The sequence below is a fragment of the Microcystis sp. M079S1 genome, from assembly GCF_020246425.1.
GTDB lineage: Bacteria > Cyanobacteriota > Cyanobacteriia > Cyanobacteriales > Microcystaceae > Microcystis > Microcystis aeruginosa.
The window spans coordinates 15,018-34,357 of the sequence record NZ_JADBSZ010000200.1 but is presented as its reverse complement, the minus strand read 5'-3'; the positions used below and the strand labels follow the sequence as shown (position 1 = coordinate 34,357).

The 19,340-nt window shown below is 39.1% G+C and carries 3 protein-coding genes; all 3 read left to right on the top strand.

Translation table 11 applies throughout. The features are described from left to right. Nucleotides 1-58: 58 nt before the first annotated feature. The 3 genes from IM456_RS13195 (at nt 59) to IM456_RS13185 (ending at nt 19,306) form a co-directional block, all read left to right on the top strand. Entirely contained in the window at nt 59-10,492 is a 10,434-nt protein-coding gene (locus IM456_RS13195; RefSeq protein WP_287705195.1) for a non-ribosomal peptide synthetase/type I polyketide synthase, read from the top strand. 31 nt (nt 10,493-10,523) lie between these two features. Beyond that, entirely contained in the window at nt 10,524-11,279 is a 756-nt protein-coding gene (locus IM456_RS13190) for an aspartate/glutamate racemase family protein (RefSeq protein ID WP_287692355.1), read from the top strand. A gap of 131 nt (nt 11,280-11,410) precedes the next feature. Continuing rightward, nucleotides 11,411-19,306: a type I polyketide synthase gene (locus tag IM456_RS13185; RefSeq protein WP_287692353.1), complete on the top strand. Its 7,896-nt coding sequence runs from the start codon at nt 11,411-11,413 to the stop codon at nt 19,304-19,306. Nucleotides 19,307-19,340 lie beyond the last annotated feature (34 nt).

The window sequence follows — 19,340 nt, the reverse complement described above, 5'->3', positions numbered from 1 at the left end:
TAAACTTAGAAATTATCGAGAATGGGGCATGGTTGAGAGTATAGATTACAAAAAATTAATGGCAACGACCTTAAGCAAAATGGAGGTAATGCAAGCTCGTATCCATGAATTAGAGACGAGACAAAGTGAATCCATTGCGGTGGTCGGAATGGCTTGTCGTTTTCCTGGAGGTATTAATTCCCCAGAAAAGTATTGGAGTTTTTGTCAAGCCGGACTTGATGCTATAGTAGAAGTTCCTAAAAGCCGTTGGGATATCTCAAAACTGTATTCTCAAGAACCAACTTTAGGAAAAATGAACACCGCTTATGGTGGATTTCTTCAAGAGAATATCACAGAATTTGATGCCCGTTTCTTTTCGATCTCAGCAAGAGAAGCATCCTCCATGGATCCTCAACAAAGGTTACTCTTAGAAGTTGCTTGGGAAGCGTTAGAAAATGCCAATTTACCTCTGAAAAATTTAGCCGATAATAAGGTAGGGGTATTTGTGGGGATTACTAGCATTGATCATGCTCTGAAGGTTTACGGCACAAACTATGATCAAATTGACTCTTTTTTTGGCACCGGCAATGCTCTAAGCGCAGCCGCCGGAAGGCTATCTTATTTTCTCAATCTTCACGGTCCTTGTCTCTCCATTGATGCAGCCTGTGCATCCTCATTAGTAGCCGTCCATCAGGGGATTCGTAGCCTGAGAAATCGTGAATGTGAACTCGCTTTAGTGGGTGGGGTAAACCTCATTTTAGAACCCGCAATTACGATTAGTCTTTCTCAGTCGGGAATGATGTCCCCCGATGGGCGTTGTAAAACCTTCGATGCCTCTGCCAATGGATATGTGCGAGGGGAAGGCTGTGGGGTTTTGATTTTAAAAACTTTATCAGAAGCCCAGAAAAACGGGGATCAAATTCTTGCCCTGTTGCGAGGTTCGGCGGTGAATCATAATGGTGCTGCTGCCGGTTTAACCGTACCCAGTGGACCCGCCCAGCAAGAATTGCTCCGTCAAGCTCTAGCTGATGCCAGAATACTCCCTGAAGATGTCAGCTACATAGAAGCTCATGGCACAGGTACTTCTTTAGGAGATCCCATCGAATTGAATGCCATTGCCTCAGTTTATGGAAAGCGCTCCGACCCTCTTTATGTCGCCTCAGTGAAAACCAATATCGGTCATCTTGAAGCCGCCGCTGGCATGGCTGGAATAATCAAAACGATTCTGATTCTTCAACAGGGTGAAATCCCGCCCCATCTTCATTTCCAAAGCCCTAATCCTCTGATTAATTGGGAAGACCATCCTATTAAAATTCCTACTCAAAATATACCTTGGCCGAATAACAATAAAGTCCCCATAGCTGGGGTAAGTTCTTTCGGGTTTTCCGGCACAAATGCCCATGTCATTGTTCAACAGGCACCCGTCAGCAAAATCTCAGAAATTCAACAACAAATTCCTAGTCATCTCTTAACCCTTTCAGCCCACAACAAAACCGCTTTAAAAGAATTAGCTAAACGTTTTCATACCCTCCTAGAATCTCATCCTGAAATTGGAGATATTTGTTATAGTGCAGCTGTCGGAAGGATAGGTTTACCTGAACGTTTAGCCATTGTTGGCGATACTTGTCCAGAATTACAACAAAGATTAGCCGCTTTTGCTGAAGAAAACCCACTTGATGATTTGACTTTTTATCAACGTTTTACATCGGAAAAATCCCCTAAAATTGTTTTTCTTTTTACAGGGCAAGGCGCTTGTTATCCTGGCATGGGGCATCAACTTTATCAAACTCAGCCGACATTTCGTCAATATATTGATCAATGTGCCGAAATATTAGCGAAGTATTTAGACCATCCTTTAACTGAAATATTATTTGGTGAACAGACCGATTTACTCAATCAAACCGCTTACGCTCAACCGGCTATATTCGCCCTAGAATATTCCCTAACAATGCTATGGAAATCTTGGGGAATTACCCCCAGTTTACTGATTGGCCATAGTGTGGGAGAATATGTAGCAGCTTGTATCGCAGGAGTATTTAGCTTAGAAGCTGGACTCGCCTTAATTGTCAAACGGGGGCAATTAATGCAAACCACAACCTCCGGGAAAATGGCTTCAATTTTTGCTGATGAAGAGACAGTAAGTTCCCTAATTAAAAATTATCATGAAACGGTTTCAATAGCTGCCATTAATCACCCTCAACAGATTGTTATTGCTGGAGAAAGTGCCAGCCTTGAGGAAGTTATTAGCACCTGCAAAAAGCAAAAAATTCCCGCTCAATATCTCCCCGTTACTCAGGCTTTTCATTCCCCTTTAATGGAGCCAATTTTAAAAGAATTTGAAAAAGAGGCTCGTCAAATTTCTTATCAACGCCCCCAAATTCTCTTACTTTCAGGACTTGATGGAGAGGTTTTAGAAAATGCACCAGATGCCACTTACTGGAGCAAACAATGCCGAGAACCAGTAAGATTTTTGTCGAGTTTAATAACCGCTTTCAACAAGGGATATAACCTATTTTTAGAAGTGGGACCAAGACCAATACTGGCAGAACAAGGTCGTCGTTATAAAGATGAGGTCATCTGGTTAAGTTCTCTCAATCGTGGCTTAGATAACTGGCAGACAATTCTTTCAGCCTTGGCACAACTCTACCTCAATGGCCTGCCTTTCAACCCAGAACAATTCAATCAGAATTATGGCTATAAAAAAGTCAGATTGCCGAACTATCCCTTTCAAAGGAAACCTTTCCAATTTCAGCCTAATCCTCGAACAGAAAATCAGAGCATTGACAAAATATTCCTAGACTCACAAACCTCTAACCTTACCGATACCGAAACCACAGTTTTCAATATGCAAAAACATCAACAGGAAATCCGTAATCAATTAAAATCAATTTTGGCTTTACTTCTGAAAGAAGATGAGAACGATCTGCCGGAGGATGAGACATTACTAAACTTAGGAGCAGACTCAATTATCTTGACTGACTTTTCTCGCAAAATTGAAGAAAAATTTCAAGTCAAAGTGAAAATAGATCAACTCTTTACCGATTTACAAACTCTTGTTGATATCGCCGAATACCTCTGCCAATTTGTCAAAGAAAAACCCTTAGAAAATGCTTCAGAAATAACAGCTAAAGTTATCGATGACGAGACAGAATTAAGCAATTATCTGCAAGTCATTGATCAATTGCAACCCATCGCTACAGCCTATATCATCAAGGCTTTAGAGTCCTTAGGGAAAAAACTTAATCAAGGGGAACAATGGACAATAGAAACCCTAAGACAAACCTTACCTGTTGCCCCCAAATATCACATTTTGCTCAATCGTTATTTGCAGGATTTAGAGCAAGCTAATATTCTTCAAAATCAAGGGAATGTTTGGACTGTCAAAAACTTGCCTGAGTATTTTTCCTTAGCCCAAGCCCTACAAAAGCTAGAAAAAACTTGTCCATCTGCAAAACCTGAATTAGAAATGTTGCAACGCTGCGGCGAAAATTTAGCAGAAGTTCTCAAGGGAAATATAGACCCCTTGACATTAATTTTCCCAGAAGGTTCCGTTGCTCATGCAGAAAGTATCTATGGCAACTCTCCCGTATCTCGATTGATGAATCAACGAGTTGCCCAAGCTATTAACCAGATTTTAACGAACTTTTCTAATAGTGATCGCCCCTATCAAATTCTCGAAATAGGAGGAGGAACTGGTGCCACTTCAGAAGCAATTCTTAACCACTTAAACCTCGATCATGTCACTTATTCTTTTAGCGAAGTTTCTCCCTTCTTACTGCATCAAGCTAGGCAAAAATTTCAGAAAAAATATAACCTAAACTTTCATCAAATAGACATTGAAAAGTCCCCCATTTCTCAGGGGATACCTGCCCATAATTATCATATTGTTGTCGCCGCTAACGTCCTTCATGCGACCCGAAATATTACAGAAACTCTAACCCATATTCGGGAACTTCTGCGCCCCGGCGGTTACTTAGTTCTCCTCGAAACCGTAGAAAATAACTCATGGCTGAATTTAACCTTTGGATTAACCCCCGGATGGTGGCGCTTTCAGGATCAACAATTACGCTCAGATACACCCTTATTAAGGGGTGAAAATTGGTGTTCCGTTTTAAAAAGTTGTGGGTTTGCTACGGCGAATAGTTTCTCTAAACAAAACAATATTCCCATTAACAATGGACAAGAATTAATTCTTGCTTGTGTGCCAGATGAACCCCTCTCAATTCCTGCAAGGACTAAGCTTACTGTCTCCGGTGAAAGCTCCGGTAAAGAAGCCTTAATGATGGCTCAATTACAATCTTTAAAAGACCTAAAAGAACTCCATGAGAAAACCATTATCAAGCAATTAGAAGTTCTTCAAGCTGCCCCCGTTTTTCCAGGTATAGTCCCCGAAATATTAACGAATCAGACTCAAATCATTCCTGCCCAAAGCTCTAAAATAGAAACTTACCCGCCGGTTTCTCAAGAGAAGCCCAAATCTCCTGAGAAACCTAGTTCTCCCAATTTAAACCCCTTAGCCTTAAAGCTCACTGAGAACAAATCCTTAACCGAACAACAACAAGCCTTTATTCAAAATTTACAGAGTATTTATAACCAGAAAACCGCCAAATCAAAAGCCTATTCACAAAATAGCCGTAAGACAATGGTAGATGTTAAACCGACCATTGACTTCCGCATGGCCTTAAAAGAATTTCAATATCCCATTGTTTCAGAATCCGCTCAAGGGGCTTATTTTAAGGACATTGATGGCAATAATTACATTGACTTAGCTATGGGGTTTGGGGTTAACTTTTTTGGGCATAGTCCTGATTTTGTCATTGAAGCAGTTCAAGAACAAATGAATCGAGGAATAGGCTTAGGAATGCAGTCAAATCTGGCCGCCGAAACCGCCGCTTTAATTAGTGAAATGGGCCGAGTCGAAAGAGTCGCTTTTAGTAATACGGGAACCGAGGCGATTATGGCGGCTGTTCGCATTGCTCGCTCCCGGACAAAACGTCAAAAAATCGTTATGTTTGCCGGCTCCTATCATGGAACTTTTGACGGCATCTTAGCACGAGTAGGAAAAGATCAAACCATGGCTCAACCCTTAAGTCTAGGCACCCCTTTAGGAATGGTTGAAGACGTAATAGTCTTGAGTTATGGAGTTGAAGAAAGCCTCGATATTATTGCTACTCATGCTGATGATTTAGCCGCCGTATTAGTCGAACCAGTTCAAAGTCGCAAACCCGATTTACAGCCTCAAGAATTTCTGCAAAAACTACGACAAATAACCCATAAAAAAGGAATCACACTCATTTTTGATGAAATTATTACCGGCTTTCGGATTGCTCCGGGAGGAGCGCAAGAATGGTTTAATGTTGAAGCTGATATAGTCATTTATGGTAAGGCCATTGGAGGAGGTTTACCAATTAGTATGATCTGCGGTAAAGCAGATTTCTTGGATACCGTTGACGGCGGTTTCTGGCAATACGGAGATGACTCTCATCCGCAAACCGAGTTAACCGCTTTTGGGGGAACTTTTTGTCGTCATCCTTTAGCCCTTGCTGCTTGTCGTGCTGTGCTGTTACATCTTCGGGAAAACAGCCCAACGATTCAAGAAAAAGTGAATCAATTAACTCATCGATTAGCCACCGAAGTCAATCAATTCTTTCAAGAAATAGGCATTCCGATTCGGGTTGTTAATTTTGGGTCTTTATTCCGCTTTGAACCCTTTGGAGCTTATAGTATTTTCTTACAACCCATCGAATTACCCCTCTTTTATTACCTATTAAATCTTAAAGGAATCTACACATGGGAAAAACGAGTTTGTTTTCTCTCCACCTGCCATACTAATGAAGATATAGACAAAGTTATAGTAGCCGTCAAAGAAGCGATTACGGAATTGCAGCAAGCCGGTTTTTTTGCTAATGCTAAACGCCCCCAAGTCAAGAAAGAAGAAAAAAAGCCGCTTTCTGAAGATGAAGATGGTAGGGAACATTTACCATCTTTAAATCAATCCTTTCCCACCAGTGAAGCTCAACGTCAGCTTTGGTTATTAGCTGAATTAGACCGTAATGCTTCAGCATCCTATAACGTCACAACATCTCTAGAATTACGAGGTTCTTTAGATGTTTACATTTTAGAAAAAACGATTAATCAAGTTATTAATCGCCATGAAGCTTTGCGAACCCAAATTATAGAACAAGGAGAATTACAGGAAGTTGTCAATGAAGTTAACATTAAATTAAAACTAATTAATTTGAAGGATGAAGATAATCCCGAAGCGACGGCCTTAGCGTTACGATCTCAGTTTTCCCAAAAACCCTTTGACTTGTCGATTGCTCCCTTATTTGCTGTGATTTTAATGCGCTTAAAACCTGACCATTATCTGCTATCTTTAAAAACTCATCATATTGTGGCAGATGGTTGGTCACTAGGATTAATTTTGCAGGAAATTGGTCAACTTTATTCATCCCAAAATAACACAACTAAAGAGGTTCTCACACCACCGATGCAGTTTCGGCAATATTTAACTTTGCGAGCGCAAGAGACGCAAAGTCCACAAATGTTAGAGCATCGGGATTTTTGGTTGAAAACCTATCAGGAAGATATCCCAACCTTTGAGCTTCCCACCGACTTTCCCCGTCCCGCCGTTAAAACCTACACTGGCGGACAAGAAATTCAAGTCATTCCCTCTGAAGTTGGGCAAAATTTGCAGAAAGTAGGACGCAAAAATAAAGCTACATTATTTATGACGATGTTCGCCGCTTATACTGCTTTTTTGCGTCGAATTTCTGGCCATAAGGATTTAGTCATTGGTATTCCTATTTCTGGGCGACAAATAGAAGGCAGTGACAACTTAGTAGGCTTTTGTTCTCAATTTTTACCCCTGCGGATACAAGTCGATGCTACCACCTCTTTTATTGAACATTTACAACATACTAAACAAACCCTGATCGACGCTTTTCGCCATCAGAGTTATACTTTAGAGGATTTATTAGCAGCTTTACAATTACCTAGAGATTTTTCTCGTTCTCCTCTCATTTCTGTATCTTTTAACATGGATCCTAGTTTAACTCTGCCTGAGTTTAAAGACTTAAAAGTATCCTTGCCACCGTCACCAATTAGTTACACCCCTTTTGATCTAGGATTTAACTTAATTGAACTTAATGATAACCTCATTATTTACTGCAATTACAATACAGAACTATTTAAACAAGAGACAATTAAACAATTTATTGAAAGCTTTGAAATTTTGCTGAGGGGAATCATTGACGATGCTAATCATCTCCTTTATCAGTTACCTTTATTAACCCCAGTCCAACAAGAGAAGTTACTCAGACAATTAACGGGAAAAACTCGCAAACTCCCAGAAAAAGCCACCATCATTGATGACTTTGTAGCTCAAGTTAAATTAACCCCTAATGCTCCCGCCTTAATTGCGGGAAAAATTAGCCTTAGCTATCAAGAATTAAATGAAAAAGTCAATCGTCTTACTCATTATTTACAGCAGGAATATCAGCTAGGTGTAGGAAAAGTGATTGGGGTCATGCTCCAGCGTAATCACCACTTAATCATCGGGATTCTGGCTACCTTTAAAACTGGAGCGACTTACGTTCCTATAGACTCTCAATATCCTCACAGTCGCATTGAGTTTATTTTAAAAGATAGTGGCTGTCATGTTTGCCTAACGGAGAGTAATTTTATCTCTAAGTTACCTGAAAAAATGGAGAAAATTTGCTTAGATAAAATTGATCCTATTGTTGAAAAATATGACAAAGATGAGCCTAAAATATTTCGCAATTCTAGCCAAACTGCTTATATTTTTTACACTTCAGGATCAACTGGTAATCCTAAAGGAGTCATGGGCCGTCACATCTCAATTTTGAATGTTATTCAAAGCTTACGACTTACCTTTGATTTAGATAAACATCCTGAATGGCGCTATATTTTCACAGCTGCTGTTACTCATGATCCATCTATTCGTAATATTTTTCTCCCCTTAACCATAGGTGCATCCCTATATATGTACGAAATAAAATATATAGGACATTTGGTTTCTTTCCTACAGGAAAATCAAATTAATGCCCTACACACCACCCCATCTATCTATCGAGAAATCTTGGGGCTACTTGAACCAGGAGAAACCATTTCCAGCTTAAAATATATCTCGGTAGGAGGGGAAAAATTAGATCGGGAAACTGCCTTAGCTTTGCGGAAACGTTTTCCAGCAGAAATTATTAGCAATGTCTACGGATCTACAGAAACTTGTGTGGGAGTATCCCAGTATGAAATCAAGGAAAACTTAGACAGCGAAATCCCCCTCGGTCAAGTTTTCCATAACAATCGCTTAGGGGTTCTTGATGAATTTAATAATCCCGTTCCCCTCCATGTAATCGGCGAAATTTGTGTAGAAGGTGCCGCCCTAGCATCGGGTTATCATAACCAACCCGAAATGACTCAAGAAAAATTTAAACCTAGCTTTCTTGATGAGACAAAAACTCTCTTTAGAACCGGCGATTTAGGCAAGCAAACTGCTCCCGGTATCATTGAGTTTATGGGACGAAAAGATAATCAAGTTAAGGTCAATGGTTATCGAATTGACCCCGGAGAAATTGAATATCAATTGACTCGTTATGCTCCCATTGAAAGAGCGATTGTTTTACCCGTTCAAGTTAATAATCAAACTCAATTATCTGCTTACTGTCAAACAGACAAAACTCTAGAAATTGCTGAGATTCGAGAATTTCTTGCCAAATTTTTACCAGTTTATATAATTCCGAGTTACTTTATTTTTTTAAAGCAATTCCCCTTAACTCGACATGGGAAACTTGACCTGCACTCCCTGAGAGAACTCAGAGAAACTGGTAAATCTCTGGTGAATTCTAATTATGTTGCACCCCGGAATTATTTAGAATCCAATCTCGTTAGTATCTGGGAAAAAATTCTCTCTAAACATCCTATCGGTATTTTTGATAACTTCTTTGAAATTGGCGGTCATTCTCTACTCTTATCAAGGGTTGTAACCCGGGTTCATAAAGAACTAAATGTATCCGTAAAATTGGCTGACTTCTTTAAAGTTCCAACCATTGCTGGATTGGCGACTTTAATCTCCCAGACTCAATACAATTATCAAGAACCCATTTCGGCAATTCCCCCCCAAAAATCCTATCCGATGTCTCATGGTCAGCGTCGTCTTTGGGCTTTAGAATTTCTAGATCAAAATCATAATGCTTACGGAATGCCCAGTGCTTATCAATTCAAGGGCAATCTCAATATTGATGCTTTTGAAAATGCCTTTCAACAGTTAATTCAACGCCATGAAATTTTGCGGACAACCTTTACTTTAATCAATAATCAACCCCGTCAAGTTGTCCATAATCAAATGAACTTTGTCATTAAACAAATAGACCTGACAGCTTATGTTAGCACAGAACAAGAAAACTTGATCGAAGAAGCGATCAGCCATAATGCCAAAACGACTTTTGATTTAGAAGTCGGACCGTTACTTAAAGTTAACTTACTTAAACTAAGCCAAGAGAATTACATCGTCTTGTTTAATATGCACCATATCATTTCTGATGGTTGGTCAGCAGGGGTTTTAATTAAAGATTTCCTCAGCCATTATCACGCCTATGGACAAGAAAATTCCCAATTAATGCCCCCTCTCAGAATTCATTATAAAGACTATACTTCTTGGCAAGAAAGTCAATTAGAAACCTCGAAACTTCAAGATCAACGGGATTACTGGTTAGCTAAATTAACTCCTGTCCCTGTGCGTCTTAACTTACCTGTTGATTATCCGCGCCCACCTGTTAAAAGTTTTCAAGGAAATACAATTACATGGCAACCTGAACCCGAATTGATCGATACTTTTGAGAAGTTAATTAAAGCACAAGAAGCCAGTTTATTTATGGGTTTAGTTAGTTTGGTTAAGAGTTTTCTATTCCGTTATACTGAGCAAAATGAAATTACAATCGGCTCTGCTATCGCCGGCAGAAATCATCCTGATTTAGAAGATCAAATCGGATTTTATGTTAACACTCTCGTCCTGCGGGATCAGATAGCAGATCACGACAGTTTTACGGATGTCCTTAGCAAAGTAAAAACAACCACTTTAGAGGCTTATGATAATCAAGACTATCCCTTTGATCAGATCGTATCTGATTTGAATTTACAACGAGATCCTAGCCGGAATGCTCTCTTTGATGTGGCAATTGTCCTGCAAAATAATCAAAATGTAGATCTGGCCTTGGACGGAATTACAGTTAACTCCATTGACCCAAAAATGATTACCGCTAAATTTGATTTAGAATTTATCTTTGTTGAGGAAGAAGAACTTTATCTCAAGCTAATCTACAACACAGATATATTTATCCATGAGCGAATTTTATTGCTCATAGATTTGTTCAAAAACTGGCTAGAGCAAGTTTTAAAATTTGCCCATGAACCTTTGATAAACTTATCCTTAGCTTCCTCAGAAAATCTTATTCAAGAGGGGCAAGATCTGTTCACAGAAGATTTTAATTTTTAGTCAACAGCAATTATACGAGCAGGAGATTTTAATGAAGACAAAACTACCGATTCTTGGCGTTTTAGGGGGTATGGGACCAGTGGTTACCGCCGAATTTCTTAAGTCAATTTATGAGTATAATCCTTTTATTGATAAAGAACAAGAAGCCCCTAATGTCATCGTTTTTTCTCTTCCCTCTGCACCTGATCGCACAGGTTCTATTGATAGTGGAAAAGAAAGAGAATTTATTGATTTTATTGAAGTCAATCTGGAACATCTCAATAAACTGGCTGATTGCATAGTCATTGGCTGTTGTACGGCTCATTATGCTCTACCTCAGATCCCCGAAAATCTGACGGATAAACTTATTTCCTTAATTAAAATAGCGGATCAAGAACTCCAAGAATATAATGAACCTACCCTTTTACTTGCTAGTACAGGGACTTACCAGAAAAAATTATTTCAGGAAGGCTGCACCACCGCAGATCTGATTATTTCTCTCTCAGAAAGCGATCAAAAGTTGATTCATGAAATGATCTATAAAGTGCTAAAAAGAGGACAGGATCCGTTAAGTATTCTTAGGGATATAGAAGCATTATTAGAGAAATATAACACTCGCTCCTATATTTCTGGGTGTACCGAATTTCATCTCTTAACAAAATCTCTCAAACTCAAAGGAATTGACTCCATTAAAGCGATCGATCCTTTAAGTACCATCGCTCAAAACTTTTCTCAGTTAATCATCAAACAAGCTCAGGTAGACCGCGTGACCGACTGCCATCAACCTTCAACCCCAAAAAGCCCTTGACCATCGCACCCCTAGGAGGTACAATTCAAACTTGAATTGGCCACTTCTGACTTTTAACTTGCGCGTAGCGATATACTGATTCATAGGGTTTTCGAGATTGGTTCTATTTTTGATCAAGAGGTGTAAAAAAAGTGTCTAAGCATTCAATCAGTTTTGGAGGACAATTGGAAGATAATTGGCGGACTCTGTCAGAAGTCTTAGAAACTGCCACTAAACATAATAATCATGGAATTACTTATATTAAAAATGACGCAGCTGAATATTTTCAGAGTTATCAAGACTTATATCAAGATGCTCTAGTTATTTTAAATGGACTGGAACAAAAGGGGATAAAATTAGGGCATAAAGTTATCCTACAAATTGCCAAAAATCAAGACTTTATTCCCGCACTCTGGGCTTGTTTTTTAGGGGGAATTATTCCAGTTCCTTTGACCGTTGCTCCTAGCTATGATCTGGAAAATTCTGCCGTCAAAAAACTAGAGAATGTTTGGAAAATTTTAGACAATCCTTTGATATTATCCGATAGTGAACTAATTACTGAAATTGAAAAATTAGGAACTTCCTCTCATCTAGAAGGGTGGCAAGTTATCTCAGTTAATGAACTCAGAAAAGCCCCCTCTAAAGTCCATCAATTGCCGATTCTTGATCCACAAGATCCAGCCTTATTACTCTTTACTTCGGGTAGTACAGGTATGCCCAAGGGAGTAATATTAACTCATCATAATATTCTGTCCATGACTGCTGGTACAGTGGCAATGAACCACTTTACCCAACAAGAAGTTACCCTTAATTGGATGCCCTTAGATCATGTAGGAGCTATCGTATTTTTAGGAATTATGGCGGTAGATTTGGCTTGTCATCAAATTCACGTTCCGATGGAATTAGTCCTACGCCAACCCCTCCAATGGTTAGAACTCATTCAAAAGCATCAAGTAAGCATTTCTTGGTCCCCTAACTTTGCATTTTCCTTAATTAATCAACAGGCTGAAGAACTTAAGCACGCCTCTTATAACCTCTCCTCAATGAAATTTTTAGTGAATGCTGGCGAGCAAGTTTCAGTAAAAACGATTCGCCTATTCTTAGAAATTCTTGAAAAACATCAACTACGGGAGAGAGCGATTAAACCAGCTTTTGGCATGACTGAATCCTGTTCTGGGATTACTTGGTCAGCCGGTTTAAGTAAAAATGAACTCACCGAAGAAAATAGTTTTGTCTCTCTAGGAAAGCCGATTCCTGGAGCAACTATCCGGATAGTCGATCAGGAAAATAATCCTTTACCTGAAAGAGAAATTGGAAAGCTTCAAATTCAAGGTAATTCTGTTACTAAAGGATATTACAATAATACTGAACTCAACCGGGAAGTTTTTCAAGAAGGGTGGTTTACTACGGGAGATTTGGGGTATTTATTTAAGGGGGAACTCTTTATTACTGGGCGAGAAAAACAAGAAATTATCATTAATGGTGTTAATTACTTTGCCCATGAACTTGAAACAACAATCGAAGAGTTAGAAGGGGTTAAAGTATCTTATACAGCCGCCTTTGCCGTCTTTGATCAAAGTCGAGAAACTGACTTATTAATTATTACTTTTAGCCCAGAATCTGATCAATTTGAACACTGGATAAAAGTTGTTAGAAAAATTCGCAGTCATTTGACCCAAAAATTCGGAATTGCTCCAGCTTATGTCATTCCCTTAGAAAGAAATTTAGTTCCTAAAACCTCTATTGGCAAAGTTCAAAAATCTAAATTAAAAAAGGATTTTGAACAGGGATTATTTAGCAGCCGTATCCAAGAAATAGATCAATATTTAGCAAAAGAGCGTCAGAAAAATCAAACCTTACCTCAATCAGAAAATGAACGTCAAATAGCAGCAGTTTGGAGTGAAGTTTTACAGTTAACCTCAGTTGGTTTAGAGGATAACTTCTTTGAACTAGGGGGACATTCTATACACTTAATCCGAGTTCAAAATGAACTTGAAAAACTTTTTAACCGTCAGCTATCCCTTGCTGAAATGTTTAAAAATCCTACCGTTGCCACCCTAGCCCGTTTCTTAAGCGAAGAATCAAATACCACTCAAGTTATAGCACAAAAAAGCCGTCAACGTGCCGAAAACCGGACCCGTCGCCATAATGAAACCCATGACATTGCAATTATTGGTATGGCGGGGCAATTCCCAGGGGCTAAAAATTTAACAACCTTCTGGGAAAATTTAAAAAATGGAATCGAAACTATCTCTTTCTTTTCGGAAGAAGAATTACAAGAATCGGGAGTGTCTTCGGAACTATTTAATCAGCCTAATTATGTTAGAGCTAGACCAATTCTCGAGCAAGTTGAATACTTTGACAGCGAATTTTTTGGCTATACAGATAGAGAGGCAGAATTACTAGACCCTCAGCAACGTTTACTTCTTGAATGTAGTTGGGAATGTTTAGAAAACGCCGGTTATAATCCCAGTAATTATCAAGGATCAATTGGTATATTTGCTGGCGCAAGTATGAACACCTATTTGATCAATAATTGTTATCCTAATCGGGGTCAATTAGATAGTAATGACGAGTTACAACCCTTCACACTAGATTCAACGGGAGGGTTTCAAACAATGGTAGCTAATGACAAAGACTATTTAACAACGCGAATTTCTTATAAACTAAACTTACACGGCCCAAGCGTTAATGTTCAAACTGCTTGCTCTACTGGATTAGTTGTAGTTCATCTCGCCTGTCAGAGTCTAATTAGTGGAGAAAGTGACATGGCTCTAGCTGGAGCTGCTTCAATTAATTCTCCTCAAAAAATTGGTTACTTATATCAAGAAGGACTGATCATGTCTCCTGATGGTCATTGTCGCGCCTTTGATGCGGAAGCAAAAGGGACTATTTTTGGCAGTGGAGTAGGAGTAATTCTGCTCAAAAGATTGTCAGATGCTTTAGCCGATCATGACCATATTTATGCAGTTATTAGAGGCTCTGCTATTAATAATGATGGTGGCCAAAAATTAGGATTTACTGCGCCTGGTGGAGAGGGTCAAATTGCTGCCGCTACGGAAGCCCTAGCCTTTGCCAGTGTTGATGCTAATACAATTAGTTTTGTGGAAGCTCATGGCACAGGAACCCCCCTTGGAGATCCCATTGAAGTTGATGCTTTAGCTAAAGTTTATCAGGGTGCAAATGAGGGAGAATGTGCTTTAGGTTCAGTAAAAACCAATATCGGACATATGCAGATTGCTTCCGGTATTGCCGGTTTAATTAAAGCGACTTTAGCCCTCAAATATAGAGTTATTCCGCCTACATTACATTTCCAAAATCCTAACCCTCAAATTAATTTTTCTCAGACTCCTTTTTATATTAATAATGAAGCTATTTCTTGGACTACTAAGCAAGACAAGGACGAAAAATTACCCCGACGGGCAGGGGTAAACTCTTTAGGTATTGGCGGGGTTAATGCTCATGTTATTCTAGAAGAAGCTCCTCCCATTATTCCTCAAGACAATCAGAGCAAACGTCCCTATCATTTGCTCACCCTTTCCGCTCGAACCGAACCGGCTTTGAAAGAGTTAGTAAGTCGCTACATAGACTTTTTAGAAAGTCAACCTGAAAAGGATATGTCTGATGTAGTATTTACGGCAAATACAGGCCGAGTTCATTTCTCAAATCGTTTAGCCTTAACTGGCTATAAAAACAGTGATTTTATTGAACAATTACGTCAGTTCAAGCAACTAGATTATCAGTCAACTATTCATGGTATAGCTGATGAAAAAAGACCGCCTAAAATTGCCTTTTTATTTACAGGACAAGGGTCTCAATATGCAGGGATGGCTCATCAACTCTATCAGACTCAACCCACCTTTAGAAAAACTTTAGACGCAGGGGAAAACTACTATCAAAAACTAACGAGTAAATCCCTGCTAAACGTCGTATTTGCTGATACAGATGACCCCTTAAACCAAACCGCTTATACCCAACCGGCACTATTTCTGATTGAAGTTGCTCTCGCTCAATTATGGCATTCTTGGGGAATTCAACCAGCCGCCATTTTAGGGCATAGTTTAGGAGAATATTCTGCTGCTTGTTTTGCTGGCGTTTTTGATCTTGAAAGTGGCTTAAAACTGGTCACCCATCGAGGCAATTTGATGGGGCAGTTACCCCAAAATCAAGGGGAAATGGCCGCTATTTTTCTCGATAAGAACTCAGTTATTGAGCAGTGCCAAAGCCAAGGCATAAAAATCGCTATTGCTGCCATTAACGCGGAACAACATACCGTTATTTCTGGAGAAAAAAGCGTAATTCAAAAACTCTGTAACCATTTCACTAATGCCGGGGTGAAAGTTCGTCAACTCAAAGTTTCCCATGCTTTTCACTCCCCTTTAGTAGAGCCAATGGTTGCAGAATTTAAAACGATTCTTCAAGAGATTTCTTTCAGTCAACCTCAAATTTCTCTGGTCTCTAACCTAACAGGAGAAATTGCTGATGACAGCATTATGACTCCTCAGTATTGGCTTCAACATTTACTAAATACGGTACAATTTCATCAAGGGGCTTTATTCCTACAATCTCTCGGATGTGATACCTTTATTGAAATTGGACCTCAACCTATTCTCTCAGGAATTGTTCAATCATCCCTATCTTCATCTGAACCTCTAACTCTACCCAGTTTACGCTCAGGATTTTCTGATTGGCAAGTTTTATTAGAAAGTCTGGGCAAACTTTATGTTCGCGGTGCAAAGATAGACTGGTTTAGTTTTGATCAAGACTATCATCCTAGACGATGTGCTTTACCTACTTATCCCTTTCAAAAACGTCAACACTGGATTCCTTTAAAAACCCCATCTGCAACTGTTCCACAGGAATCTAATCTAGTCAAAATGTTATCTGAAAAGGACAAAAATACTTTGATGCAAACCCTCTTAGAAACAGGTCATTATTCTGAAGATGAAAAACCAACAATATCCGCTATTGTTCAACAGTTGATTAAACTCTATTATCAAGAAAAAGAGGACTTTAATTTTGCCAAATTACTTTATCAAGTAGCTTGGCTTCCCTGGGATTTAGCCGACGGTAAGCTACAAAATTTGACCCCCCTTAAAAGTGATTTAGAGGGTTACTTAGAACCCCAATTACACTCCTCAGAATTGATGGGAGTTTCTTGCGCTTTTTCCGAAATGGAAAAACTGGCAGCTGACTTTGTAGTTAAAGCTCTGAAAGATTTAGAACTCTTTCAAATGAATACCTTTCTTGATCCCGATCAAAGTTTTATTCAAGCTGAACTCAAACAAGAATATAAATCTTTCTGGAATCATCTTCTAGAAATATTAGCGAAAGTCGGCATTTTAGAAAAGCAAAATACCCTATGGAAAATTGTTAAAGAACCCGAACACTCTAATCCTGATTTAGCGGTAGAGGATTTAATCAATCATTATCCTAATGCTCAAATAGAACTCAATCTATTTCGACAAGTTGCCACAAATTTAGCAGCCATTATTACGGGAAAAATATCTCCTTTATCTATCCTATTTTCTCAAGATGGACAAGGAGGAGCCAGCGAGTTTTATAAAAATACATCTTCGGCAAAAATTCTCAATCTGGGTATCTCTAAAACCGTTGAACTTCTCCTCTCAAGTTATGCTCCCTCAGCCTCCCTCCGCATTCTCGAAATTGGCGCGGGAACTGGAGCTACAACCCAACAGGTTCTTAAAGCTTGTAAGTCTCGTCAAATTACCTACACATTCACTGATGTTTCCCCCTTCTTTCTAGAGAAAGCTAGAGATAATTTGGCTGAATTTTCTGGACTAGAATACAAAGTACTCGATATTGAAAAAGCTCCGAAATTACAAGGGTTTTGCTGCCATTCTTATGACTTGATTATCGCGGCTAATGTCTTACACTCTACCGCCAATTTACAAGAGGAAACCTTGCCTCATATTCAAAGTTTACTACGTCCAGGCGGTCATTTATTACTGTTAGAATTAACTCAGCAATCTCCCTGGATTGATTTAATCTTTGGTGTGACTCAAGGTTGGTGGCGTTTTAGCGATTATCATTTGCGCCCAAATCATCCTATAATTACAGCATCGACTTGGGAATCTATTCTGCTTAAATCGGGGTTTTCTCAGGTAGAATTTGTTTCTCCTGATCAAAAAATAGGTAGTGTTTTATTTCAGCAAAGTATTATTCTGGCTCAAAGTTCAGAAATCTCCCCTAACACCGCTAAAAACTGGCTAATTTTTACTGATATTGAACCCCAACAAAATACTTTTGCCTTAGGGATTCAAGAGCAACTACTTAAAAAGTGTGATTCCTGTCGGATAATTTATCAAGGGGAGAAAAATACACAAATATCATCTTCTGAGTCTTGTTTGAATGCTAATCAACTACAACAATTAGAGGAATGGTTTGCGTCCAATCCATCTCCAGATCGAATTATTTATCTTTTGAATAGTACTCCCAAAGAGCAACCAGAATCCATTTTATTGAATCGCTGTAACTATCTTTTAAATCTTCTCAAAGCTATTCAAAAAATCCCTAATCCACCTCAATTATTCCTTGTCACTCAGGGAGCCCAACCCTTTGAATTAGAACAGCCTTCTTTAGGGTTTCAGTCTCCTCTTTGGGCAATGGGGCGTGTTATTGCCCTAGAAAATCCGCAATTATGGGGAGGTATGCTGGATCTTGATCCCGACGTTGATATTAATCAAAATATTACCGCATTACTATTAGGATTAACTCATGCTCACGATGAGGATCATTTGGTCTTCCGCAAAGGTCAAGGCTATATTGCTCGTCTGCTTCCTCTCAAGTCTCTAGAGACAACAACCGTTAAGATTCAACCTGAGGCTACCTACCTAATTACGGGAGGAATAGGACATCTAGGCTTAGAATTGGCGGAACATTTAGTCAATTTAGGAGCAAAACATCTCATTTTAACGACACGCCGCTCATTACCGGCTCGCTTCCTGTGGGATTCAGCAACCGAATTAGCCCAAATATCAGAAAAAATCAGAAAATTAGAGGAAAAAGGAGCATCAATCGAAGTTATTTCGGCAGACGTTGGCAATTTTGAGGCTATGCAGGCCATATTTACCCAGATTGAAAAAACCGCCTATCCCTTGCGTGGCATTTTCCATCTTGCCGGAATCTCAGGCCGACAAGCTCAATTAAAAGACTGTACTTTGCAGGATCTAGAAGCAGTTTTTCAGGCAAAAGTTAAGGGTTCTTGGAATTTACATCAACTATCTTTGGGTACTCAATTAGACTATTTTGTGCTGTTTTCTTCGGCGGGTGCAATTTGGGGGGCAAAGGAACAAGGCTTATATGATACTGTTAGTCATTGGCTGGATGCTTTGGCTCATTTCCGTCATCTTCAACAACTTCCTGCAACGACTTTAAATTGGGCATTATTGGCGGGTCATGGTATAGTGTCTCAAGACTATGAGGACTGGCTCAAACAGATTGGCATCAGGGAAATTGCTCCAGATATGGCCTTGAGGGTGATGGATGCTATTATGGCTTCTAATCAAACACAAGTTTTAATCGCTGATGTGGATTGGGTTCGTTTCAAAAATATCTATCAATTTAAAGGCGAGAAACCACTCCTAAAAAATTTAGGACTCTCAGAAATTCCCATTAATTCTGTTCAAGAATCAGACTCTGTACTGCATCTTTTAGAGGATATTCCTTTAGGAGAACGTCGGGAATATTTGTTAGAATATGTTAGCAAACAAGTCAGAATTATTTTAGGGATTAAATCTATGCCAGATTCAGAACAAGGATTGATAGAAATGGGGATTGATTCCTTATCCTCTATTGAATTGAAAAATCGTTTAGAGAAAGGATTAGAAGTTCTCTTACCCACTTCTTTAGTCTTTGACTTTCCTAATATTAGACGCTTAGTTGATTATCTGTTTGACCGTATTTTCGGTGAAAAAGTTCAAAAAACAGCCGAGAAGATGATTAACTTCACTGAAGTTCAGCAGGAGATTAGTGAGGATTTAATCTTACAAGAACTTACTGATTTGGAGGCTTTTTTAGGAGATTAAATAATCCTAAGCCTTGAAGTTAGAAAGCTTGAAG